Source organism: Microbulbifer mixtoriginis (SeqCode) (genome assembly GCF_052466695.1).
The window spans coordinates 4316776-4340632 of the sequence record NZ_CP174285.1 but is presented as its reverse complement, the minus strand read 5'-3'; the positions used below and the strand labels follow the sequence as shown (position 1 = coordinate 4340632).

Sequence of the window (23857 nt, the reverse complement as noted above, 5' to 3'; positions counted from 1 at the left end):
AAGTTGCGGCTCCCCGGTCAACAAATATTGTTGTGCTGGGACAACAGCTGGAGCGCTTGCTAAATGTACGACAAGCTGTTTTTTTTGCGATAAAATGCGCGGCGATTTTTTCTGCCCCGGATTTACGCTCCGGACTGCATTTAAGGAAGTACCATGAATCAATTCGTTGTCTGTGCACTCTACAAGTTCGTCACTCTGGAGGACTTTGAGTCTCTGCGCACTCCCCTGCTTGACGTTATGCTGGAAAACCAAGTGCGCGGCACCCTACTCTTGGCCCGAGAGGGCATTAACGGCACTGTTGCTGGTTCCCGCGAGGGCATCGACACCATCCTCGCCTACTTGAAATCAGACGAGCGCCTTGCCGAGCTGGATTACAAGGAGTCCTACACTGGCGAGATGCCGTTTCTGCGCAGCAAGGTCAAATTGAAGAGAGAGATTGTCACTATGGGCGTAGAGGGCATTGACCCCCGCCGAGTGGTTGGCACCTACGTCAAACCAAAAGACTGGAACGCCCTAATCAGCGACCCGGAAGTCGTTGTTGTGGATACCCGCAACGACTATGAATTCCAGGTAGGTACTTTCAAAGATTCTCTCAACCCCAATACCGAAACCTTCCGAGAGTTCCCTCAGTACGTCAAAGAGAACCTGGATCCAGCCAAGCACAAAAAAGTCGCCATGTTCTGCACTGGCGGTATCCGCTGTGAAAAGTCCACCGCCTATTTGAAAGAACAGGGCTTTGAAGAGGTTTACCATCTGCACGGTGGCATCCTCAAGTACTTGGAAGAAGTACCCAAAGAGGAATCTCTGTGGGAGGGTGAGTGCTTTGTTTTCGATGAACGCGTCACCGTCAACCACGATCTGGAGCAAGGCCAGTACGATCAGTGCAATGCCTGCCGTATGCCTATCACCAAGGAGGACCAGCAGTCAGAACAGTTTGAGCAGGGAGTTAGCTGTCCGCATTGTTATGACAAAGTGAGTGACGCCGATCGCCACCGCTTCCGCGAGCGCGAGAAGCAGATTCAACTGGCGAAAAAACGCGGGGAAAAACACATGGGCCAAGATGCCCGTGAAATGACTACCGCTAAACGCCTGCAGAAAAAAGAAGAGCGGCGCCGCCAGGCGGAAGCTCAGCAGGCCAAAACCCAGCAGGCGTAGTAATCAGCGAAGTCCCGGCCTGGGAGTGCCCTTGATCTGGGTGAGCCAGGCCTCAGCCTCAGCTTCGGCAACAAATTCCCGCGAACTATGCCGGCACAGGCAGGTGCCGTCGGTCGACAGGGGGGAAGTACAGCGGTTGCGCGGATGTAAAACGGCAATATAAGCGCAGCGCAACACCGGATGCTCGGCTATAAAGCTGGTGAACTGCCGCTGCTCCTCCAGGGTAACCCTCGTGCGCGCATAGCGCATATCCAGTAATACCCGCAAAGGTACACGGTGGCGGTACTTTTCTACCAATCGGGCAGCCGCCTCCATTTTTTCTGCAAATCCCACGGGCCCATAAAATAAAACCCGCGCTATACCCCCTATCGGTCGATAGCTAATATTAAAATTCATGGATGAAAGCACTCGCGCTTTTGTCTTTGTTATTTTTATCGACTACAGCTACTGCAATGCCTGATGTATGCCCTACCTGAGACCAATAACACGGTGGCCACCACAGGTTTGCACTCCTGATATTATTGCCCTCGGCGCAGTATGTCTGTACCACGCAACCGAGTGTTATCCACGAACCGACTAAACATCTCCCGGTATATTCCGTGGATTATCGCGGCTTTTCTGATTATCCGAGTTGTCCCTCCAATAAAAAGTAAAATCACATAAATACCTTGACGATTGCCAGAGGATATTCAGCAGGAATACTTACTCTTTTTACCGCAGAGGCTGAATTCGAGCAGCCATAGGCAAAACTGCCATAAGTATCTACAGAATAAATTGGGTCTGTTAAAAAAATACTAAAACCCTGACGATTAACTCGGCAGCGTACCAATAAAGGCTAACAGGCACACTAGCGCGAGCGAAGGCGCCGTAAATACAAAATCGCAATAAATAAATTATTTAAAGACCCATTTTTCAATGGCTCAACTGCGAGCCATCAACACAAGTCATTATTACGAATCTTTACAGAGACATGAAAAGCCTGCGTTAAATTCTGGCTTATCAAGATTGAGCGCTCCTGCAAAAACGAAATTTCACAGAGGCGCCCGAAGGAGTTCAATATAGGGAGTTTTGCCCCTTTAAAAAACCACAAAAAATAAAAAGTTAATGCTTTGTGATCAATATCGCGGTTGGGTTCAACTAATTTCGATTTCCGGCAGTTCCTCGTCGCTGCTGGCATTCAACCAAACCTGGGCTGCAGCTTTGCGGGCAATTTCCCGGTAGAAACCGGCAATTTCACCCTCGGGATCTGCGGTTACACTGGGACGACCACTATCGATATCGGCGCGAATTTTCTGTGCCAGAGGCAATTCGCCAAGCAGGTGGGTATCGTATTCCTCAGCGATACGCTCACCACCACCTATGCCGAAGATCGGCTCACTATGGCCACACTTGGAACAGGTATGAAGGGCCATATTCTCAACAATACCAAGCACTGGTACCGACACCTTGCGGAACATCTCCACGCCTTTGATAGCATCCTTCAACGCCAAATCCTGTGGTGTAGTCACAATCACCGCACCAGCCAAAGTAGTTTTTTGCGCCAGAGTCAGCTGGATATCTCCGGTACCCGGGGGCATATCCACAATTAAATAATCCAGCTCTTCTTTGGCATCACACCAAAGTGTTTGTGTGAGAATTTGATTGAGTGCACCACTGGCCATAGGGCCGCGCCAAACTGCCGGGGTATCCTCAGTCATCAAGTACCCCAAAGACATTGTCTCGATACCTAATGCATCCACTGGCACGAAGAACTTCTGTTCCTTCACATGCGGGCGGACCCCTTCGGTACCAAGCATGGTGGGCAGGCTGGGACCATAGATATCCGCATCAAGTAACCCGACCCGCGCACCCTCTGCCGCCAGCGCCAAGGCCAGGTTCACGGCTGTGGTGGACTTGCCGACGCCACCCTTACCAGAAGCAACTGCGACAATATTCTTTACGCCACGCAATGGCTCTGGAGCGTTGGCCGATGAGGTGGCAGGGATATCGCTGAATAATTCAAATTGCAAGCCGTGGCCGCCTAGGGGACCACTCTTCATCAGGGGCTCACAGGCCTCGGTAACCCGCTTGCGCCAATGTACTTCCTGGCTTGCGCAGGGGTAGCCGAGGGTAATACCGACGTACACGGTATCATCTTCGTAGCCCACCTCAATATCTGCATCCAGTTGATCCAGCGGCAGGCCACTGGCCGGGTCCTGCAACTGACCAAGGCACTCTGCCAGACGCTCCAGTTCGGCCTGCACTTCCTTTGATAACTCTTCATGATCGTGGTGGTGATCGCTCACGGTATCTCCCTCTAGGTGCTTCTTGTCAGAACCGCATTGTGTCGGATGAAGCGGCCCAGCGCCAGCGACGGGCTCAATCCCGACCGCTTTATACACGAGCATGGCCCACACCTCCCCGGCATAGTACAAATCTGCTATATTTCGCCGTCTTTTGACGATCTCCGGCCACTCCAGCGGAGCCTCCGGCCGCAACCCCACAGCGATGGAAAAACCGATGCCCGATACGCGCAAAATCCTAGTCACCAGCGCACTCCCTTACGCCAACGGCTCCCTGCACCTGGGCCACATACTCGAATATATCCAGACCGATATCTGGGCGCGTTTTCAGCGCTCCCGCGGTAACGACTGCCTGTACATCTGCGCCGATGATGCGCACGGCACCGCAATCATGCTCAAAGCTGAGCAGCTGGGTCTGACACCGGAGCAACATATCGCCAACATGCAGGCGGAGCACGAGCGGGATTTCGCCGACTTCCTAATCGGCGTGGACAACTACCACTCCACCCACTCGGAGGAGAACCGCGAGCTGTCCGCTATGATCTATCGCCGCCTCAGTGAAAATGGCCACATCGCTTCGCGCACCATCACTCAGGCCTTCGATCCGGAGAAACAACTCTTCTTGGCGGATCGCTATATCAAGGGCACCTGCCCCCGTTGTAGCACTCCCGATCAGTACGGTGACAACTGTGAGGCCTGTGGTGCCACTTACAGCCCCACGGAGTTGATTGATCCAGTGTCCGCCATCTCTGGCGCCACGCCGGTGGAAAAAGAGTCAGAACACTTCTTCTTCACTCTCCCCGCCTTTACCGAGTTCCTGCGCAACTGGACCCGCTCCGGAACCCTGCAGGATGAAGTAGCCAATAAGCTGGCTGAGTGGCTCGAAGAGGGATTGCAGGAGTGGGACATCTCTCGCGATGCGCCTTACTTCGGTTTTGAAATCCCCGATGCGCCGGGCAAATACTTTTACGTATGGCTGGACGCCCCCATCGGCTATATGGCCAGCCTGAAAAATTACTGTGATAAGAATGGCAGCGACTGGCTCGATTACTGGAAAAAAGACAGCGATGCCGAGGTATATCACTTTATCGGCAAGGATATCGTCAATTTCCACGCCCTGTTCTGGCCGGCCATGCTGGACTCCGCCGATTTCCGCACCCCCAATAAAGTGTGCGTACACGGCTTCCTCACCGTTAACGGCAAGAAAATGTCCAAGTCCCGTGGCACCTTTATTAATGCCCGCAACTACCTGGACCATCTGAGCCCGGAATATCTGCGCTATTACTTCGCCGCCAAACTCACTGCGGGCGTGGATGACCTGGACCTCAACCTCGACGATTTTATTGCCAAGGTAAATTCCGATCTGGTGGGCAAAGTGGTCAATATCGCTTCGCGCACCGCCAAGTTTGTCAGTAAGGCCGGCGGCAAGCTCGCCACCGAACTGGCCGATGAACAGCTGTGGAATCAATTTGTCGAGGCCGCACCGCGTATTGCCGATTACTACGAGCAGCGCGAATACGCACGCGCCATGCGCGACATAATGGCCCTGGCCGATGCCGCCAATGCCTGGATCGCCGACAAGGCACCCTGGTCCCTTGCCAAACAGGAAGGCACTGAAGCCGAAGTACTGGCGATTTGCTCTCAAGGCGTAAATATGTTCCGCGCCCTGATCACCTGGCTGGCACCGGTACTACCCAATACCGCGCAAAAGGCAGCGGAATTCCTCAACAGTGAGCTGGATTGGACCCAGGCCACCACACCGCTAGCGGACCACGAGATCAAAAAATTTAAACCGCTGCTACAACGGGTGGAAAAAACCCAGGTAGATGCGGTGATGGAAGCCGCACAGGAATCACTGGCCCAGCTACAGGCTGAAGTCAAAGCGGCCAGTGGCCCGCTGGCAGAAGACCCTATCGCCGAGCAGATCCAGTTCGACGATTTTGCCAAAGTGGACTTGCGTATCGCCCTGATCGCCGAGGCGGAACACGTCGAGGGCGCCGGCAAACTGCTGCGTTTGACATTGGACCTGGGCGGAGAGACCCGCCAGGTATTCGCCGGTATCAAGAGTGCCTATGCGCCGGAAGACCTGGTGGGCAAGCACACCGTTATGGTAGCAAACCTGGCTCCGCGCAAAATGCGTTTTGGTGTGAGTGAAGGCATGGTGCTGGCCGCCGGTCCAGGCGGTAAAGACCTGTGGATTCTCGAACCCCACACAGGCGCCAAGCCCGGTATGCGCGTAATGTAATTTATTTTGGAGGTGGACACTGTCCACCTTAGCGCAGCGATACCGCAATTAAACCGGCGCACACCAGCCCTACGCCTAACAGCTGGGGTCTGTGTGCCGGTTCTCCCAACAGCCAAATAGCAAATCCCACTCCCAATGGAATACTGAGCTGGCGTAAAGCGACCACGTAGCTCACATTTTCCGTCATCGTCATCGCCAGCAGCACCAGTCCATAAGTCGCTCCCATCATCAGGCCGGTCAAGATACCAACCTTCAAATCCCGCAGATTTTCTAATAATTGTCCACGCCCCACTCGACTCATACAGCCACACAGTAACCAGACTCCACTGACAAAAAACTGCAAGCCCAAGTAGCTATACGCCACCACCGCAGGTGTTACCGCGTCGCCAAGCGCCTCTTCCAAATAAAGCAGTGCGCCCTTATCCGCCAATGAATATCCCACCGTACCCAGTGCCGCTACCAGAGCCCAGGCGCAGTCCGCTCTCCAGTACACGCTCCAGTGCCATTGACGAAAATACACCAGCGGCACCAGCAAACAGCCGATCGTCACCAACAACATGCCCAGCCAGGCTTGCCAGGGCAGAATCTGTCCTAACAACACCGTTGCCAGTGCCACAAGGAGTACCGGCAGAGCCCGTGCGATGGGGTAAACCAGGCTGATATCGGCGCGCTGATAGGCCAATGCCAGCCCCCCCATATAAATCATCTGAAAAAAACCGCTGGCCAGTAACAACAACCAGAAAGCACGCGGCAGTGAATGAGCCTGTGACAGGACCCAGAGACCAAGGGGGAGAAGTAGTAAACCCACACTAAGGGTGGCGATACAGAAAAAAGCTGGGGAGGGGGTGCGGGATTTTCCCAGTAAATTCCAGCCCGCGTGAAGAAATGCCGAGATTAAAACCAATGATGCTGCAGTTATCGATATTCCCATAAAGGCCCTCTTCATTTGTGACAGAAAGGCCCGTAAACAAACCGTAGCCAACCCTACAAGATCTGCAGCCGTCCTATAAAAGCCATTGCATTCGACCTCTGCTGACGTAGCATGCCGCTATCTCACACAGGAAATTGAGGAGATTCCATGCGCGGAGTATTTCTGGACGCAATGACCATGAAACTTGGGGAGTTGAATATACAGTCCCTAAAAAACAGTCTAGATCATTGGGATTTCTATGAGACCACAGCCAAGCAAACCGCCGAACGTATCGCCGATGCGGACGTAGTTATTACTAATAAAGTGGTTTTGGACCGCACGCTTCTGGAGCAGGCCCGCTCTCTCAAGCTGATCTGTGTGTGCGCTACAGGCACGAATAATATTGACCTGCAAGCCGCACAGGACTTGGGCATTCCCGTGCGCAACGTGCAGGGATACGCCGGCGCTTCGGTACCACAGCACACCCTGGCACTAATTCTCGCCCTCGCTTCCCGCTGGCATCACTACCATCAGGACGTCATGACCGGCCGCTGGAGTCAGTCGGAAATTTTCTGTTTACTCGATCATCCTGTCGTAGAACTAGCTGGTAAAACCCTGGGAATAATCGGTTATGGTGAATTAGGGCAAAGGGTCGCCAAACTGGGGGAAGCCCTGGATATGCAGATTTTGGTGGCGGAATCCTTCAGTGGAGAAAAACGCGCTGACCGGGCACCATTGGCGCAGCTTACAAAGGAATCTGATGTAATCAGTCTGCACTGCCCCCTCACGAAGCAGACGGAGAAATTGATCGATCGCGATTTTATCGCCAACATGAAACCCGGCGCACTGTTGATCAATACCGCACGGGGCGGCTTGGTGGATGAGGAGGCCGTGGCCGACGCACTGCGCAGTGGAAAGCTCGGCGGCGCCGCACTGGATGTTTTGAGTGAAGAGCCCCCACCGGCGAGTCACCCCCTACTGGCCACTGATATTCCCAACCTGATTGTCACGCCTCACAACGCTTGGATCAGCCGTGAGAGCCGCCAGCGCTTACTCGATGGTGTGGTAAACAATATTGAGGCCTGGAAACGGACACTCACACCATAAATGCCATCAGCCCCCTGTAGAGACACCGATCAATAGCGATATAACTAAATTCACCAAAACAGTTCGGAGTTATTTTTTATTACCCTAAATAAAGAGCCAATGCTTCTGTGAATTGATTGCTGCGACTATAGAATTCTGCGGCAATCATCCCCTGAAAAGGAGCAACCCGATGGCAACTGCAAGATCTCCACATAACTCCAGCAGGGATAAGCTGCAACAGGCCTATAATCTCGCAGGAGAGGCCGCTTCTGATGCTGCTGAAAACCTGAGACAGAGAGCGAGATCTTCTGTCCAGCAACAGAGGCAACGCGCTTCAGAGGTTATGGAAAAAGCGGAGTCTTCCCTGCGGGAAAGACCGATCCTCGCAGTCGGCTGTGCTTTTGTGGTCGGCTGGGCAATCGCCAAGCTTTTTAAATAAAGCCAAAGCGTTTGCCGTTTTAACCGGTAAGGAAACCGCCGATGGGCAATGGAGAAAAACGCCAGGGAACTGACCAGAATTCCGACCCGACCGCGCAACAGCGCGGGCGGGACGGTTCCGCTGAAGGCAGCGGTAACGGTTATAGTAGCGACACTGGCGGCAGTTTAGAGGAGACTATGGCTCGTGTTGAAGCCACTCTCACTCTTATAACTGCATGGATGGGTAATATTCAGCGCTTATTTCAGCTAGAGCTGGAGAGAACCCTAACAGCCGGGAAAAGACTGATTATTCTGCAGTTGATGCTGGTACCCCTGGGAACCGCACTACTCGTCAGCCTTTGCGGTGGCATTGGTTTGATTGCCTACTATTTTAGCCAATCGATCTATATCGGTTTCCTTGTATTTGTACTGATACAAATTGCCCTTTTCCTCGGTGTGTTGCTTTATCAGCAAAAGCTGCGCCCTCTGCTGGGATTTGAAGAAACCAAACGGCAGGTAAAAGAGGCCCTACAAGATGTCGCTGAGACAATTAAATAGAGAAATTACACAATGCCGTGTGGACGCTGAAAAACAGCGCCGCAGTGCGTTGCGTTTGTTTGATCAACAGCAAAGGCAAGTCAACCAGCAGCTGGGCAAAATTCCTATAGTGGCCATTCTCGGCTTCGCTTTTGCCGCCGGCTTTATTACCGAAAAACTCTGGCAGCTGCCACACACCTCACAAATCATTCAATTCGCACTCTCTATGCGCGCCCTATAAGCTATTTCGCTAAAGCTAAATAAGCAGAGAGACAACCATCTCACCCTGGGCGTGCAATAGAAAAAACTGCCATTCAATACTGCTCAGCTGTCTTTTTGCGCCATTTTGTCCTGGGTTTTTTCCTCAAAATCACTGGCGTCATGGCGTTCATGGAGCTGCTTACTGGGATCCCCCCAGGTGCGGTTCACCATACGCCCACGCTGTACCGCCGGTCGCTGTGCAATTTCATCAGACCAGCGCACAAGGTGTTTGTAACTCTCGGTCTGCAGGAATTCGCTGGCATCATAGGCCTCATTACGGATCAGGGCTCCGTACCAGGGCCAGATGGCGATATCTGCAATGGTGTATTCACGCCCAGCGATAAACTGGTGCTTAGCCAGTTGCCGGTCCAACACATCCATCTGACGCTTTACCTCCATGGCGAAACGATTGATGGGGTACTCCAGTTTCTCGGGCGCATAGGCATAAAAATGCCCAAAGCCTCCACCGAGATAGGGCGCCGCCCCCATCTGCCAAAACAGCCAATTGAGAGTCTCGGTACGCTGCTCCGGTGTATGCGGCAGAAAGGCGCCAAATTTCTCTCCCAGATACAGAAGAATTGATCCGCTTTCAAAAACCCGAATTGGTGGTGTCGTACTGTGGTCCACCAGGGCTGGGATCTTTGAATTCGGATTGATATCCACAAAACCACTGCCGAATTGCTCGCCCTCAGTGATGCGAATCAAGTGGGCATCGTATTCCGCCCCTTCAACCCCCAGTGCCAGAAGCTCCTCCAGCATAATCGTAGCCTTGGCACCATTGGGGGTTCCCAGGGAGTACAGTTGCATCGGGTGCTTGCCCCGAGGTAATTCTTTATCATGGGTGGCTCCCGCTATGGGGCGGTTAATTTTGGCAAACTGCCCACCACTTTCCGCATCCCACTTCCAAACCTTGGGCGGAGTATAGGGTTGATCCGGCATTACAGAGCTCCAACTGGTGTTACGGGTTAATCCAATAGAGATAAGGGCATACTCCCCGAGAGTAAAGGGTCGCGCCAATAAATCCATGGAAACCTTAAATCGCCTCTCGCAAGCATCGCGCCCTAGCCCAGAGGTACCAACTATTCTCAAAGCCAGAACCTAGCTTGGCACCTTACGGGGGTCCTCTGCTGCCAGAAGATCCCCCTCTGAGTTGAAGGCCCCCCGCGACTCACCCATAATACCGGCCCTGCGCGACATTCGACGGAGCCCCAGGCCCTCTGCCTCTCACCGGGGCACCTCGACTCCGCCAAGGCGCTTGCATCATTTTGTTCCTGGGCTTCAACCGGACCTGATATGACCGAATTTGCAGTCATCCTGCTCAGCACCATCCTGGTCAACAACTATGTGTTGGTGCAGTTTCTTGGGCTATGTCCCTTTATGGGTGTCTCCAACAAACTGGAGACCGCCGTGGGTATGGCTGGCGCCACCACTTTTGTACTCACACTGGCCTCAATCTGCTCTTACCTGGTGAATACCTATTTGCTTGAGCCCTTTGGCATCGAATACCTGCGCACTATTTCCTTTATTCTGGTGATCGCGGTAGTGGTGCAATTCGCCCGTATGTTTATCGAAAAAACCAGCCCACTGATGTACAAGGTTTTGGGCGTTTTTCTGCCGCTAATTACCACTAACTGTGCCGTACTGGGCGTAGCGCTGCAAAACACCATGAAGGCCCACACATTTATACAGTCCACCCTGTATGGCTTTGGCGCCGCGGTAGGCTTCTCCTTGGTATTGATTCTTTTTTCCTCCATGCGCGAGCGATTGTTTGCCGCGGATGTACCGCTGCCATTTCGCGGGGCCGCTATTGGCATGGTCACCGCAGGGCTGATGTCCCTGGCATTTATGGGCTTTAGCGGTCTGGTATAGGGTTACGTGATGCTGGACTGGATTTCTGAGATTTCCTACCCCCTGCTGGTACTCGGCGGTATGGCTCTGGTGTTTGGCGCCCTGCTGGGATTTGCCGCCATTCGCTTTAAGGTGGAGGGGGACCCTCTGGTAGAGCAGGTCGATGCCCTGCTGCCGCAAACTCAGTGCGGGCAGTGTGGCTATCCCGGTTGCCGTCCCTATGCCGAAGCAATTGTGCATGGAGACGCCATCAACAAATGCCCCCCAGGCGGTCAAGCCACCATCAACGAGCTGGCCAACCTGCTGGATATGGAACCCATGCCCCTGGATGCAGAGCACGGGGTCGAAGATGTAAAAAGAGTGGCCTTTATTCGCGAAGCCGAATGTATTGGCTGCACCAAGTGCATTCAGGCCTGCCCGGTGGATGCCATCGCCGGCGCAGCCAAATATATGCACACCGTAATTGCCGACGAATGCACTGGATGCGATCTCTGCGTAGAGCCCTGCCCCGTGGATTGTATTGATATGGTGCCCGTAGATATGCCGCTACAAGATTGGCATCCACAAAAGCCCGAAGACGGTATCCAGCTGATTGCCACTGACCGTCGCCCGCAGCAAACAGATCAACGGGGAGGTGCAGTTTGAACCCCGAAAATGAAAACCGCACAGCACTACAGGAAAAAAACCAGCGGCGCGAAGCGGTAGAGGAGCGTCGCGCCGCCCGCGAGGCACAGCTAATCGCCAGCGAAAAGGCGCGGGAACTGCGCCCCAATGATTTCCACGGTGGCGTACATCCACCGGAAAACAAGCAACAGAGTACCGGCGAACCCATTGGCAGCATTCCCCTGTCCGAGGATTTGATTGTGCCTCTGCTGCAACACAGTGGTGCCACTGCATTGCCCCTGGTCAAACTCGGCGATGACGTACTAAAGGGCCAAAAAATTGCCGAGGCGGATGGCCTGATCAGCAGCCCTGTGCACGCCCCCAGTTCCGGTAAAGTCGTGGCCATAGAGCCCTGCGCCGTCCCCCACCCTTCGGGGCTCGCCGAGGACAGTATTGTGATCCGTACCGACGGCGAGGAGCACTGGTGTGAACTGCAATCCTGTGAGGATTACACCCAGCTTTCGCCTGTTGAACTTCTGGAGAAAATTCGCGACTGCGGCATCGCCGGCATGGGCGGTGCGGGCTTCCCCACCGCGGTAAAGCTCGATCCCCACGGCGGGGCGGAAATCGACACACTGATCATTAACGGGACCGAGTGCGAGCCTTACATTACCGCCGACGATATGCTGATGCGCGAGCGCGCTGAAGAGATTATCGCCGGGGTTGGCATTATCTCTTATATCCTTGATGAACCTGCGCGCGTATTGATCGGGATTGAGGACAATAAGCCGCAGGCCATTGCCGCCATGCGCGAAGCCGCCAGAGATACCCGCTTTGATATCGTAGTGTTCCCCACCAAGTACCCATCTGGTGGGGAAAAGCAACTTATCCAGATTCTCACCGGCCGCGAAGTACCCAATCAGGGCCTGCCGGCCAATGTCGGCATCGTCTGCCAGAACGTGGGTACCGCCAGGGCCATTTATCGCGCCGTTCGCTATGGTGAACCTCTAATCAGCCGGGTAACCACGGTTGTTGGGCAAGCCCTGGAGCGCCAGCGCAATATCGATGTGCCCATCGGTACTCCCATTCACCATATTCTCAAACACCACGGTATCCACCGCGGCCAGATGCAAAAGGTGATTATCGGCGGCCCCATGATGGGTTACACCATCGACGATGAGCGCGCCCCTGTAGTCAAAACCACCAACTGCCTATTGGTGCCCACCAACCAGGAGTTGCCACCAGCACCGGTAGCCAAGGCTTGTATTCGCTGCGGTTACTGCGCCGAGGCCTGCCCTGCTTCACTGCTGCCACAGCAGCTGTACTGGTATGCACGCGCCGATGAGCGCGAAAAGCTGCAAGCTTATAATCTGTTCGACTGCATCGAATGCGGCGCCTGCTCCTATGTCTGCCCCAGTACCATTCCGCTAGTGCAGTATTACCGCGCGGCCAAAGGGGCAATACGCCTGGCGGAGGAGGAGAAAGAAAAGTCCGACCGCGCCCGCGATCGTTTTGAATTCCGCAAGCTCCGTCTGGAAAAGGCCGAGAAAGAAAAAGAAGCCAAACGTGAGGCACGCCGCAAGGCAGCCGAACTGGCGCGCCAACAGCGCGAGCAGAGCCCCGAGTCCGAGGAAGCCAAAGAGAGCAAGCAACAAGCAGATATCGTCGCCGCTGCCCTGGCCCGGGTTAAATCCCGCCAGGAGGATCCCCAGCAGCTGCTCGCCCGTGCCCAGCGCACCTTCTCCAGCGCTGAAAGCCGCGTCGAACGCCTGCGCAATAAGGTGGAGGCCGCAGAAGAAGGTCAACGCGACCAGCTGGCAGCCCAACTCAAGGCTGCCGAGTTAAAACTGCAGGAAGCCGAACACAAGCTCACCCTGGCCAGGCGTCGCGCCGATCGCGATCCCGCCAGAGAGCCCAGTCAGGAAGAGACCAGTGCCGCCGTGCGCGCTATCACTAAGGCGCGTGCCTCGGCAGAAGCTCGCTCTCAAATGAGCGACGCCGAGCGACTCGCCGCAGATATCGAGGCCCTGCAGAAGCGTCTTGGCAAAGCCGAGGCAAGGTTGCAAAAAGCCAAAAATGAAAATGATGCCAACCTGGCGGCCTTTGAGACTGCCTTGGAAAAGCTGCAGAAAAAGTTGGAAGACAAGATGCGAGAGCAAAAAGCCGCACAGGATGGTCGCCAGTAATGTCCTTGATGCGAGCCACCTCCCCCCACGCCCGCTCCGGCGATAACACGGCCAAAGTGATGTTGCAGGTAGCGGCCGCCACCGCACCTGGTGTTCTGGCCATGGTGATTTATTTCGGCATCGGCGTGTTGATCAATATTGCCTTCTCTGTAATTACCGCTCTGCTGTGCGAAGCCGCAATCATGAAACTGCGGGACAGGCCCGTGGCTTTCTACCTGCGTGACTACAGTGCCATGGTCACGGCACTCTTACTGGGCATTGCTCTGCCTCCATACTGTGCCTGGTGGTTGCCGGTAGTCGGCAGCGCCGTGGCCATCGTATTGGCTAAACAGCTATATGGCGGCATGGGGTACAACCCTTTCAATCCGGCCATGGTGGGTTATGTGGTATTGCTGATCAGTTTCCCGGTGGATATGACCCGCTGGGTTGGCGCAGCGGATGTGATCGGTGGTGCACCGGATATTGGCGAGGCCATCTCCCTGGTCTTTGGCAGTTACAACGTGGATGGTTTCACCCGTGCCACCCCCCTGGAAATCGTGCGCCTCAACGAGTCAGTGTTGCTGTCACAACTCTACGAGATGGAACCGGTTTTCAGCCAGGGGACTTTTGCCGGGGCCGGCTGGGAAACCATCAGTTTCGGGTTCCTGTTGGGCGGACTTTTTCTATTGTTTCGCGGCATTATCACTTGGCACGCGCCAGTAGCCATGCTCGCAACCCTGACCCTGATCTCTCTGTTTTTCTACGACAGCGGCAGCTCTCTTTCCGAAGGCTCACCACTGCTGCACCTGTTCTCCGGCGCTACCATGTTCGGGGCCTTTTTCATCATCACAGATCCGGTCAGTGGCTGTACCAGTAATAAGGGGCGCCTGATCTTCGGTGCCGGTGTTGGACTCTTCACTTATATTATCCGCGCCTGGGGCAGCTACCCGGATGCCGTGGCCTTTGCGGTACTGCTGATGAACTTTGCCGCACCCACCATTGATAATTACACCCTGCCACGCACTTATGGCCACAAGCGGGCGCGTCGCGCTACTGACTTGGAGGAGCACTGATGCTCAAGCAGTCTATGGCCACCAATGCCGTTGTGCTGACCCTGTTTGCCCTGGTCACTGCAGGCACTCTGGCAGTGACCCAGATCACCACCCGAGAGCCCATTGAACGGGCGATACGCGCAGCCTCTGCCAAAGCCCTGCTGGAAATTATTCCTCTGGATCGCCACAGCAATGACCTACTTGTGGACACCTATCCAATTCCCAAGACCTACTGGAATCAACTAGGGCTCTCTCAGGGTGGCGATATCAACTTAGCGCGTGGCAAAGACGGTAAGATTTCAGCGGTCATTGTACCGGCGGTGGCACCAGACGGTTACTCGGGCCCAATCAAAATGCTGGTAGGCGTCAACCGCGATGGCACCATAGCTGGTGTACGGGTCACCAGCCACAGTGAAACGCCGGGCCTTGGTGATAAGGTCGAACTTAAAAAAAGTGATTGGATTCTTCAGTTCGATGGCCTCTCACTGAAAAACCCTCCCTCTAGTGAGTGGAGAGTTCAAAAAGATGGCGGGGTCTTCGACCAATTTACCGGTGCAACGATCACCCCCCGCGCAGTGGTTGCTGAAGTACATCAGGTGCTGGAGTTTGTCGCCAACAACCATCAGCAAATATTCAGTGCACCTGTGTCCAAGCGAGCCGTTGAGGTGGAAAATCCTGAAGCGGAAAATACTGATGAGGCTCAGCCCAATACGGAGCAGAATTAATGGCGACCCCCGGTTACGCAGAAATTACCCACAACGGACTCTGGAAAAATAACCCCGCCCTAGTTCAGCTTTTGGGGCTCTGCCCCTTATTGGCAGTTACCGGCTCAGTGGTCAACGCTATTGGTCTGGGGCTCGCCACCACTGGTGTACTCACCTGTTCCAACTTGGCAGTTTCCCTAGTACGGAAACAGATGCCCGACACCGTGCGTTTACCCGCCTCGGTAATGATCATCGCCACCTTCGTCACCTGTGTCGAACTCTTGATGAAGGCTTTCACTTATGAGCTCTACCTGGTGCTGGGAATTTTTATTCCATTGATTGTTACCAACTGCGCCATCCTCGGCCGCGCCGATGCCTTCGCCAGTAAAAATCCAGTGCTGCCGTCACTGGTCGATGGTTTTATGATGGGGGTTGGCTTTACCGCAGTGCTGATTGCTATCGGCGCCGTGCGGGAAATACTCGGCCAGGGCACTTTGTTTTCGGATATGGATTTGCTATTGGGGCCTATGGCCAAAGACTGGAGCCTAAACTTGCTGGGAAGTAATTATCCCGGTGTGCTGGTGGCGGTGTTACCGCCCGGTGCATTTCTGGTAGCCGGTCTACTGATTGCAGCGAAAAATGCTATTGATGCAGGTATTGAACGGCGCCGCAGTCAGCAAATCAGAATTGTACCTGGCTCCAAACGGGTGCGCGTTACTGGAAAAATCTCTTAAGATTGCCCCAAACAAGCCCTTATTCCCTACGACAATCGTTTAGTGTAGCGAAAGCTATTCGATTGTCGCTGACCTACTTGCCGAGTAATTGTCATATTCCGGTGAGAAAAAGACCTAGGATTGACGTCTAAATCTTTATTTTCTGATTCAATAAAAGCCCCCTACACAAAAGTGCACCATATTGAGGAGATTCACGTAGAAAAACCACAAGTGAAGCCTCTGACTTGTGCAATCTTCGTGTAATCGAATGTAATAGCTTTATTCTCTCTTTTTGAATTCGTTTGGCTAGAATGGCACGACCGAACAGCTTGCTAGAGCGATCGGAGCCAACACAAAAAGAACAGGGATACTGCTATGACTGTAGACAATGGAAAGTCTGATCTGGTCTATCACGGCCGCCGCGCACAGCGAGCCGACAGCCGCCTGCGCCGCAAGGCCATCCTAGAGGCCACCCTGCGACTAATCGTAAAAGAGGGGATTCGCGGTATCCGCCACCGCGCCGTAGCTCGCGAAGCGAATGTACCACTGGCCGCCACTACCTACTATTTTAAAGACCTCAACGATCTGATCAGTGATTCATTCACTTACTTCGTTGAGCAGGGATTAGAAAGCACACGCCAACTTCAAGAAGAAAGTTTCAATGCGGCTCGCAACCTCTCTTCACAAGAGCGCGCATCGAGTAGTAGTCACAAACTGTTGGTGCAGCAGCTCACCCGCTTCATCCTCACACATGTGCGCAACCAGGCTGAAGATCGTGACCGCCGTTTGGTTGAGTTGGCCTTCCGCAATGAGGCGCTGCGCAACGAGCAACTGACCAGGGCGGTACGCATGTCAAGCCATGCGAGAGAGTCCCTAATTCAGGAATTCTTCCACTTGCTGGGCGTTGTTGATCCAGAAGCCGCTGCGCAAATCGCTCATGGCACTATTCTCAAGTTGGAATATGAAATTTTGAGTGGCTCCATTGCACTGGATTCCCCATTGCTTGAGCGCACAGTCACCATGATGGTTCGCGGCTTAATTCCTACAACAGCTACCCAAGTTGCCGAGACCGCAGCATACGGCTGAAATATAAAGACTATCTCACAGGTTAGCGGCACGGTGCCCAAACACTGTGCCGCCTTCTTCCTTGAGTGGCCAGCCTGACATCACTCACTGCACTATGAGCAACTCCCCGACATAGCCGCCACCCACTGGCGTAGTAAGCTCACCCCCTCTTCATGTACCAAACTTCGCCCTAACTCCGGCATCATCGCGCCCGGATCGCTGGACTCTACACGGAAATTCAAAATTGAGTGATCCGGCTCTCCCGGTACTATGGCAAATACCCGCCCTCCACTGCCAGTACCCGCCGCTACTGGTGGTTTACACAAGCCCATCTTGCGCCAGTCTGTTTCACTGTGATGAAGCATCAGCCCCGATGTGTCAGCGGCACCGGCCGGGTTATGACAGTGACCGCAGTTGATATCGAGGTAGGCGCGAGCTCTATCTTCTAGCGATTTTGAAGTATCTGCATAACTAGCCTGGCTTGGTAGTGATATCAGCGCGGGAAGCCCTTTGAGATATCCCACTTTCTGCCAGTGGGATAACTGATTCTCTGTTCCACTAAGATAGGTAAAATCTCGATTTAAGTGTCTTGCTCTCGGGCCGAGTGGGGAAATCTTCTTTCCAGTAAAGTTGTCAGCATGGCAACCGGCGCATTGATTGGCATCGGGCACCACATAAGTAAATTCTGAGACATCCCCAGAGTCGTTCACCAGTTTAAAATGTGTGGTATCACCAGCGATTTCATAAACGGCTTCAGTTTGAGCCGCATTCCAAATATAGGGGATCGCCTGCCAGCCCCTCTGACGTTTTACTAACAGACGGGTCTCAATCAAACGCACAGCCCGCATATCCAAAGCTTCTCCACTGCGCCCCTCAAGGTAGTCCCGAGTAAAATTATCGGTGCGCAGAACTGTATTACCCTCTCCTCTTGGATAGTAAAAAGTCTTGGTAAGTACCGTGCCCACCGGATACTCAAACTGCTCCTCACCATACTCTGCCGAGGTGCCGGCGGGCATCCACACGGTTCGCAGTTTATGGGCGTAATCGGTAAAAAGCCCAGTATTTAAATCGTACGGCAGCACACCTGCGTTGGGGATCAAACCGTTATCAATAATATTGACCAGATTCCAGTCACTAAGCCTCTCAGGAATAGCATCTTCGGCAAATAGTTGAACTGGGGCTTGGGCTTTCTCGCAGCCACTGAGGGTGACCATTAATGTAGTAATAAGGAGAAGGAAAGAGCCCACCAAGTAATTCCACTTATTCATTCCCCCCCTCCAAGACAGCCAAATGATCTCCCGCGCTTTTTTCTTCATCCGGCCGGTCAAATTTCAAAACGACCTCTGGTAGCTTTTTCAGACGGCACTGATGAGCAGAAATATCGGTGGAAATATTTTGATAGTTATTTTGGAAATCAATATTCAATATGCCCACATCCGTGTTATCGATGCATAGCCGAAGGTGGTCTGGCAGGGCGCCCTCAAACATTTTCTTGCTATCCACAACACCATCCCAAAGTACATCGGGCAAGCTTCCACCCAGTCCAAAACGCGCTAACTTTAGCGCCTTAAGTTCTAAGTGGTCTGGTGATGAACCACCTCCTGCAAAGTGATTGTTATAGATATAAATACCTTCCGGATATGGATCGAAGTCTGCCTGAGTCGACTTATCGCTGTAATAACCCGCAGTAAAGTAGCTACTCACAATAATATTGGCAGTATCATTATCCGCAATCTTGTTATCAAATATCTCAACCTGATCATTGGAATTAATCACGATACCCGATCCTGCAGGAACTGCAGCCACAGGGGTTCCTTCATGCCCAAAGTTTTTTACATTGTTTTTAAATATATCGTTATCATAAATACGCGTACTATGCCCAGGCTGAGGCAAATTTGGCATATTAAAAACCAGAATACCCCCCGTATTATTGGTTGCCACATTACCATACACATCAGCACCGATAGTATTTTCTATTTCGATGCCCGCCACATTAAACTCAGCGCGATTGTTCCGCACAATCACATTGCGAGACTGACCGACATAAATGCCAGCATCTGAGGCGCCAATAGCTACTGAACCTTCCACCAAGGTGTTTCGTGTCTGCACCGGATAAATTCCATAGGCACCATTTTCTGTAGATGGACCATTAGTCCACTCAACACGAATATTACGAATAATAATGTTTTGCCCTTCATTAATTTTTAAGGCATCACCCACCGTATCCTCTATTGCCAAGTTTTCTATCGTGAAATCGTTGGCATTGACCAACAGTCCCTCAGCCCCTTGAATTTGACTCTTAAAGGAGAGGATAGATTTATCCATTCCCATACCACGAATAGTGACATCATCAACATTTAGAGAAAGACTACGATCAATCTGAAATTCCCCTTCAGGAACAATAATGACATCACCTGGCTTAGCAGCAATAAGTTGCCTCAACAGTTTTTTCTGAAAATCAACGTCATTAGTTGCAGGATTTGATTGAGGGGCTTTCTTCTCTCCGCAGGCGGAGACTAGTAATAACGTGAGAGCCACCCCGATGTAGGACAAGGTCTTCATGCTTCACCCTTTGTTTGAATTATTGTTTGTAGCTACTACATCTGGCTTTGGTAGGTACGAATGTACCAATTAAGTCGCGCAAAAAAACTTGCTAGGCAAGCTTCTGCATACTATCTGACCCCTAGATACCCTTCAAGACACTATTATTATTTGAAAGACTAGAAAACATGCAGGGCTACCAGCTTGGCGCTTCATGCAACCAATTATTGAAAGCACGTTTGCCCGTACCCCACATTCCCTAAGGAATCGCAATCAAGATGGAATTTCGCAAGTTGATTTTAATGCCATTTGCCTTTCTAAGTTTTCAGGTGCTTGCTCAACCGACTTTAAAAATTGAGATTACAACTCCAGAGGGATGGCAGTTTCATACTCGACAGATATTGAGTGAATTAACCCTAAGTAAGGAATCTAAGTCTACATCTGCCCAAACAGCGCCCTCAGAGTACCAGGCAATTCGCTGCGATGGCCCCTGGGGGGCTGTAAAATATACTATCCCCCTATTAAAGGGCCCCGGTATTAAAATCTTATATGGAACAGATAGTCTTTTTCTGCAAGTTATTGAATATTCTGTTGACAGTAAAGAAGGTGCCATTTATTCAATGAGTATTCAATGCATTGATGTCGAGCCCACACAGATAATCAATGCGATCACTGAAATTGAACTCTCTATTGGAAAAGAAGCTTCTGAGCAATTGGAGCTCAGCAATGGCTATATTCTTAAGTACCATTACAAGCCTGGCTGAAGAATTTACAATAATTTAGCTGTTCAGAAACCTACCTATTTTTTCATAAGCTTCTGCACAAATATCTTTGAGCAAATCTTCAACATTTAAAAATCCATGTATAACACCCTCAAAGTGTATATACTCAGCGTGTGCACCAGCCGACCTCACCCTCTCAAAGTAAAATTTACCCTCATCACACAAGGGACAAAACTCTGCTGTAATCACCAGAGTTTTTGGCAGCCTTTGAGTAAAATCCATATAAAGTGGAGATGCCGACTTTCTACACTGGCCATCCCGAAAATATTTTTCAAAGAACCAGTAACATTTCTCAGCTTCTAGAAAATATCCTTTCCCATATTTTTGGTAAGATTGACAGCCTGCCGTATAGTCAACACAAGGATAAATGAGAACCTGTTTGTCTATATAAATCCCAGTGTCAAATTGTGCTATATGCGACAAAGTTGCCGATAAAGAACCACCTGCAGAGTCTCCCGCTACTGAGAGTAACTTTTGATAGTCGATCTTGTGTCGGGCAAGACTCGTCCAGACTCCACGAGCTACAGCGCAAGTATCTTCAACATTGGCTGGATAGGGGTTTTCTGGAGCAAGCCGATATTCTGGTGCCACCACAATATGCTGTGTAGCTATCGCCATTTTACGACAAATAGGGTCATAGGCTTTAACACTATCCAGCATATGACCACCCCCGTGCAGATATAAAAGAACCGGTAGTGCCAAGCTCGAATTAGGGTTAAATATCCTCACGGGGACATTGTATCCACTGGTATAGATTTCATCATCTATCACCTGGTCAATGCCTGGGATGTCTGTAACATATTCCTGTATCATCCTTTCCGACCTCTCGCGAGAGTCGATAACACTAAAGGCATGACCTTTGGCTGTACGCTCTGATAACAACTCATTGCATACTCTGAGAAATTCAGAGAGGTGCGGATTTACTTTCCTCAAAAGAGACCTCCAAAGAGTAACAGCACCCATAGTGTTTTGGTGCAGAAAGGAATATTACAATTGAGTTGAGATAAAATAGATTCAAGACAAGCTGATAAATGAAGGGGGTAAGCCAGCCGGCTCAAGTAAAACCGACTGGCAGATAAACACAAAAATTCACAGGTAGTGATCTGTGAAAAATAAAATCAGTGGAAAACAGGAGCGGACACATAGCTCCAAAACAATACCGTGCCCACCATTATTATTACAGCGATAACCAGGGAAACAGTAATAATTGCACTGGCAAAAAGAAATCCTCGCTCCTCTGAGACACCCATAACAATAGGAATCCCCAGGTAAAGTAGATACACCGCATAAGCTACCGCCACAGTTGCCAACAGAATATCCAACCACAACACCGGATAGATTCCCGCAATACCTGCCAAAAATATTGGAGTTGCTGTAAACCCTGCCACGACTACACCTTTCATCGGGTGCGTTTCTGCACCATAGGTTCTCGCCATCCAGTGAATTAAGTAACCAATTGAGACAACCGCCAATACCATCGTACAATAGAAAACCGCTACCAATTCCAACGCACTCTGGCCGGTTATTCTTACCGGATTCCCATTGCCGATACTCCAACCCACCTGAGTAGTGCCAAAATACCAGGCGATTGCAGGGAATAGTGCCAAAATAATAACGTAGGAGATTTGTCGGCGAAGTTTTTTCTCGGGGAGGCAGCTAATCAACTCCCACTGCTTGCGAGGTTGGAGCATCAGGCCGAACATATGGGTCAACATTCTGTTTTCCTCAGGTTCTAGGGAACTCTGAGTGCGACCTATCTAGTCAAATTGATCTTGGAACTGCCGGTCAATATGAAGGTACTACCAAAAGGCCACCCCAAAAGCTCCAGTGCGTTTCTTCTTGTATCGAGTTACTTGTAGGAGCAACAGTCGTTCAAGTCAACCGTAGAAAAGAGATTGGCGGGAATGCTTACATGCACGTTTCTCGCGGAAACATTTTTAAAGCATGAGGTGATACCAAACAACCCCAGACTAAAGGGAAAGAGACAGAAGTAGAGAAAAATCAAATGCTGCCATGCTAATTTTGCTAATTAAAAAAAGTAACCAGCCACCAACCTACAGCCGGTTACTTTTAATTATTTAGCTAAGCTCAGAAGCTCGCAGGTTCAACAGTCTGCATCCAGCCAAAGCGATCCTCTGCCCGCCCCTCTTGAATATCCAGAAGCGCCTGACGTAAAGCTTCGGCCACAGGACCTGGAGCCTGCTGCAGCTCATAGCAATGCTCTGCATCACCAATAACGCTAATAGGGCTGATAATAGCAGCAGTACCGCAGGCAAAAGCCTCTGTGCAGCTGCCAGAAGCTATCTGGCTGAGTAATCGATCAACCGGAATAGACTCCTCTACGACCTGATAGCCCAGGCTTTCGGCCAGCTCCAATAGTGAATAACGGGTAATACCCTCCAGGATGGAGCCGGTCAGTGCTGGCGTATGTAATGTCCCTTCAATTACCGCAAAGAAATTCATGCCAGAGAGTTCATCTACGCTGTTTCGGTCAGACGGATTGAGCCATAGAGACTGATCGTAACCGCGCTCCTTGAGCCGCCCTACGCTCAACAGAGAGGCCGCGTAGTTACCGCCAACCTTGGCATCCCCGGTGCCACCCACTGCGGCGCGTGCATCTTCCCTCTCCACCCAAAGACGCATGCTACCGGAGTGATAAGCCTCTGAGGGACTGGCAATCACATAGAACTCATAAGAGCTGCTAGCAGATACGGTAAGGTCCGCCTGGGTGCCAATCAGAAACGGCCGCAAGTAGAGAGACTCGCCGCTATTACCGGGTACCAGGTTGGCACAATAGGAAGCAACAGTACGCACGGCATCGAGAAACAGGGGTTCTGGCACCGGGGGCATACACAAGCGTTTGGCAGAAAAGGCCATTCGCTCAGCATTTTTCTCGGGACGGAATAGAGCAATACCACCAGCCTGGGTCCGGTAGGCCTTCATTCCTTCAAAACACGATTGAGCGTAGTGCAGCACTTTTGCTGCAGGATCTATCGACAAGGGTGCATAGGGAATCAACTCACCCTGACTCCAACAACCGTCCTGATAGACTGCACGAAACATTATAGGGGCCATTGCCGTCCCGAAGCCCAGCCTCTCGGGTATTTCATATCCACGCAGGCTTGCGGCCACTTCGGGATCGATATAGATGCTCACCGGCACTCTCCTCTCATTCGAATCGGCTGATTATGGCGCCTGTCGGCCAGCAATCCAAATGTAGTGACCACAGACCCCATGGCTTTAGCCGTTTTCACCTAATCAAACCTATTCATATAGGATGAAAATCCAAATACTCCTGTTTTTACCCCTGCAGCGCAGAGCCATCGAGTAGTCACTTAAATTTACTCTAAAAATTTTTGGCACTTACTTGCCGACCTTCGGCACTGCTATTTCTCCCCAGCTGCTAAACCGAAAGAGTGCCCGCAGGCATCCCGGTAACCTATTCACCGGTTGGTTGAAGTCTCCGTCACAATCCCTCTGATGACAGACTG

23 protein-coding genes are annotated in these 23857 nt (G+C 51.8%); 14 read left to right on the top strand and 9 right to left on the bottom strand.

The genetic code is table 11. The features are described from left to right. Positions 1-153 precede the first annotated feature (153 nt). A complete protein-coding gene (gene trhO, locus ACJJI0_RS18970; RefSeq protein ID WP_444883787.1) occupies positions 154-1155 on the top strand; it encodes an oxygen-dependent tRNA uridine(34) hydroxylase TrhO in 1002 nt (333 codons plus the stop codon). Positions 1156-1158: 3 nt separating this feature from the next. Here trhO and ACJJI0_RS18965 read toward each other — a convergent pair whose 3' ends face one another. Further along, entirely contained in the window at positions 1159-1551 is a 393-nt protein-coding gene (locus ACJJI0_RS18965) for a hypothetical protein (protein WP_444883786.1), read from the bottom strand. A gap of 737 nt (positions 1552-2288) precedes the next feature. Further along, complete coding sequence (apbC, locus tag ACJJI0_RS18960) at positions 2289-3440, bottom strand: iron-sulfur cluster carrier protein ApbC (protein WP_252085959.1); 1152 nt, start codon at positions 3438-3440, stop codon at positions 2289-2291. A gap of 214 nt (positions 3441-3654) precedes the next feature. Here apbC and metG point away from each other — a divergent pair, with 214 nt between their 5' ends. Beyond that, positions 3655-5682: a methionine--tRNA ligase gene (metG, locus tag ACJJI0_RS18955; protein ID WP_444883785.1), complete on the top strand. Its 2028-nt coding sequence runs from the start codon at positions 3655-3657 to the stop codon at positions 5680-5682. A gap of 28 nt (positions 5683-5710) precedes the next feature. Here metG and ACJJI0_RS18950 read toward each other — a convergent pair whose 3' ends face one another. Next, the gene (locus ACJJI0_RS18950) at positions 5711-6613 is read right to left on the bottom strand and encodes an EamA family transporter (protein WP_444883784.1); all 903 of its coding nucleotides are present in this window, start codon (positions 6611-6613) and stop codon (positions 5711-5713) included. A gap of 147 nt (positions 6614-6760) precedes the next feature. Between ACJJI0_RS18950 and ACJJI0_RS18945 the strand changes: the two genes are divergently transcribed. The 4 genes from ACJJI0_RS18945 (at position 6761) to ACJJI0_RS18930 (ending at position 8873) form a co-directional block, all read left to right on the top strand. After that, on the top strand, positions 6761-7699 hold the full coding sequence (locus tag ACJJI0_RS18945) for a D-2-hydroxyacid dehydrogenase (RefSeq protein WP_444883783.1): 939 nt from the start codon (positions 6761-6763) through the stop codon (positions 7697-7699). 169 nt (positions 7700-7868) lie between these two features. Beyond that, positions 7869-8117: a hypothetical protein gene (locus ACJJI0_RS18940; protein WP_252084591.1), complete on the top strand. Its 249-nt coding sequence runs from the start codon at positions 7869-7871 to the stop codon at positions 8115-8117. 41 nt (positions 8118-8158) lie between these two features. After that, complete coding sequence (locus ACJJI0_RS18935; protein ID WP_444883782.1) at positions 8159-8653, top strand: hypothetical protein; 495 nt, start codon at positions 8159-8161, stop codon at positions 8651-8653. Then, a complete protein-coding gene (locus tag ACJJI0_RS18930) occupies positions 8631-8873 on the top strand; it encodes a hypothetical protein (protein WP_444883781.1) in 243 nt (80 codons plus the stop codon). Before ACJJI0_RS18935 ends, ACJJI0_RS18930 begins: the two co-directional genes overlap by 23 nt. 83 nt (positions 8874-8956) lie before the next feature. Here ACJJI0_RS18930 and yghU read toward each other — a convergent pair whose 3' ends face one another. Beyond that, complete coding sequence (gene yghU / locus ACJJI0_RS18925) at positions 8957-9832, bottom strand: glutathione-dependent disulfide-bond oxidoreductase (protein ID WP_444885955.1); 876 nt, start codon at positions 9830-9832, stop codon at positions 8957-8959. A 354-nt stretch (positions 9833-10186) separates the two neighbouring features. Here yghU and rsxA point away from each other — a divergent pair, with 354 nt between their 5' ends. From rsxA to ACJJI0_RS18890, 7 genes are all read left to right on the top strand, one after another. Beyond that, on the top strand, positions 10187-10762 hold the full coding sequence (rsxA, locus tag ACJJI0_RS18920) for an electron transport complex subunit RsxA (protein ID WP_444883780.1): 576 nt from the start codon (positions 10187-10189) through the stop codon (positions 10760-10762). A gap of 9 nt (positions 10763-10771) precedes the next feature. Then, complete coding sequence (rsxB, locus tag ACJJI0_RS18915; RefSeq protein WP_444883779.1) at positions 10772-11386, top strand: electron transport complex subunit RsxB; 615 nt, start codon at positions 10772-10774, stop codon at positions 11384-11386. A gap of 116 nt (positions 11387-11502) precedes the next feature. Next, entirely contained in the window at positions 11503-13530 is a 2028-nt protein-coding gene (gene rsxC / locus ACJJI0_RS18910) for an electron transport complex subunit RsxC (protein ID WP_444885954.1), read from the top strand. Beyond that, entirely contained in the window at positions 13530-14582 is a 1053-nt protein-coding gene (locus ACJJI0_RS18905) for an RnfABCDGE type electron transport complex subunit D (protein ID WP_444883778.1), read from the top strand. The genes rsxC and ACJJI0_RS18905 overlap by 1 nt, the downstream gene beginning before the upstream one ends. Beyond that, a complete protein-coding gene (gene rsxG / locus ACJJI0_RS18900) occupies positions 14582-15286 on the top strand; it encodes an electron transport complex subunit RsxG (RefSeq protein WP_444883777.1) in 705 nt (234 codons plus the stop codon). Before ACJJI0_RS18905 ends, rsxG begins: the two co-directional genes overlap by 1 nt. Next, a complete protein-coding gene (locus ACJJI0_RS18895) occupies positions 15286-15999 on the top strand; it encodes an electron transport complex subunit E (RefSeq protein ID WP_252084585.1) in 714 nt (237 codons plus the stop codon). Before rsxG ends, ACJJI0_RS18895 begins: the two co-directional genes overlap by 1 nt. 354 nt (positions 16000-16353) lie before the next feature. Beyond that, entirely contained in the window at positions 16354-17064 is a 711-nt protein-coding gene (locus ACJJI0_RS18890; protein WP_444883776.1) for a TetR/AcrR family transcriptional regulator, read from the top strand. 92 nt (positions 17065-17156) lie between these two features. On the opposite strand, the gene ACJJI0_RS18885 is transcribed toward ACJJI0_RS18890, so the two are convergent. Together ACJJI0_RS18885 and ACJJI0_RS18880 are read right to left on the bottom strand one after the other, a co-directional pair. After that, positions 17157-18311, bottom strand: coding sequence for an SO2930 family diheme c-type cytochrome (locus ACJJI0_RS18885; RefSeq protein ID WP_444883775.1), 1155 nt, complete (start codon positions 18309-18311; stop codon positions 17157-17159). Further along, entirely contained in the window at positions 18304-19605 is a 1302-nt protein-coding gene (locus tag ACJJI0_RS18880) for a parallel beta-helix domain-containing protein (RefSeq protein WP_444883774.1), read from the bottom strand. The genes ACJJI0_RS18885 and ACJJI0_RS18880 overlap by 8 nt, the downstream gene beginning before the upstream one ends. Before the next feature lie 257 nt (positions 19606-19862). Between ACJJI0_RS18880 and ACJJI0_RS18875 the strand changes: the two genes are divergently transcribed. Next, positions 19863-20348 (top strand): hypothetical protein, encoded by a 486-nt coding sequence (locus ACJJI0_RS18875; protein WP_252084581.1) that lies wholly within the window; start codon positions 19863-19865, stop codon positions 20346-20348. Between the two features lie 15 nt (positions 20349-20363). On the opposite strand, the gene ACJJI0_RS18870 is transcribed toward ACJJI0_RS18875, so the two are convergent. From ACJJI0_RS18870 to ACJJI0_RS18860, 3 genes are all read right to left on the bottom strand, one after another. Next, entirely contained in the window at positions 20364-21299 is a 936-nt protein-coding gene (locus ACJJI0_RS18870) for an alpha/beta hydrolase (RefSeq protein ID WP_444883773.1), read from the bottom strand. A 185-nt stretch (positions 21300-21484) separates the two neighbouring features. Continuing rightward, on the bottom strand, positions 21485-22081 hold the full coding sequence (locus ACJJI0_RS18865; protein ID WP_252084579.1) for a Yip1 family protein: 597 nt from the start codon (positions 22079-22081) through the stop codon (positions 21485-21487). Positions 22082-22454: 373 nt separating this feature from the next. Beyond that, on the bottom strand, positions 22455-23522 hold the full coding sequence (locus ACJJI0_RS18860; protein ID WP_444883772.1) for a branched-chain amino acid aminotransferase: 1068 nt from the start codon (positions 23520-23522) through the stop codon (positions 22455-22457). Between the last annotated feature and the right edge of the window lie 335 nt (positions 23523-23857).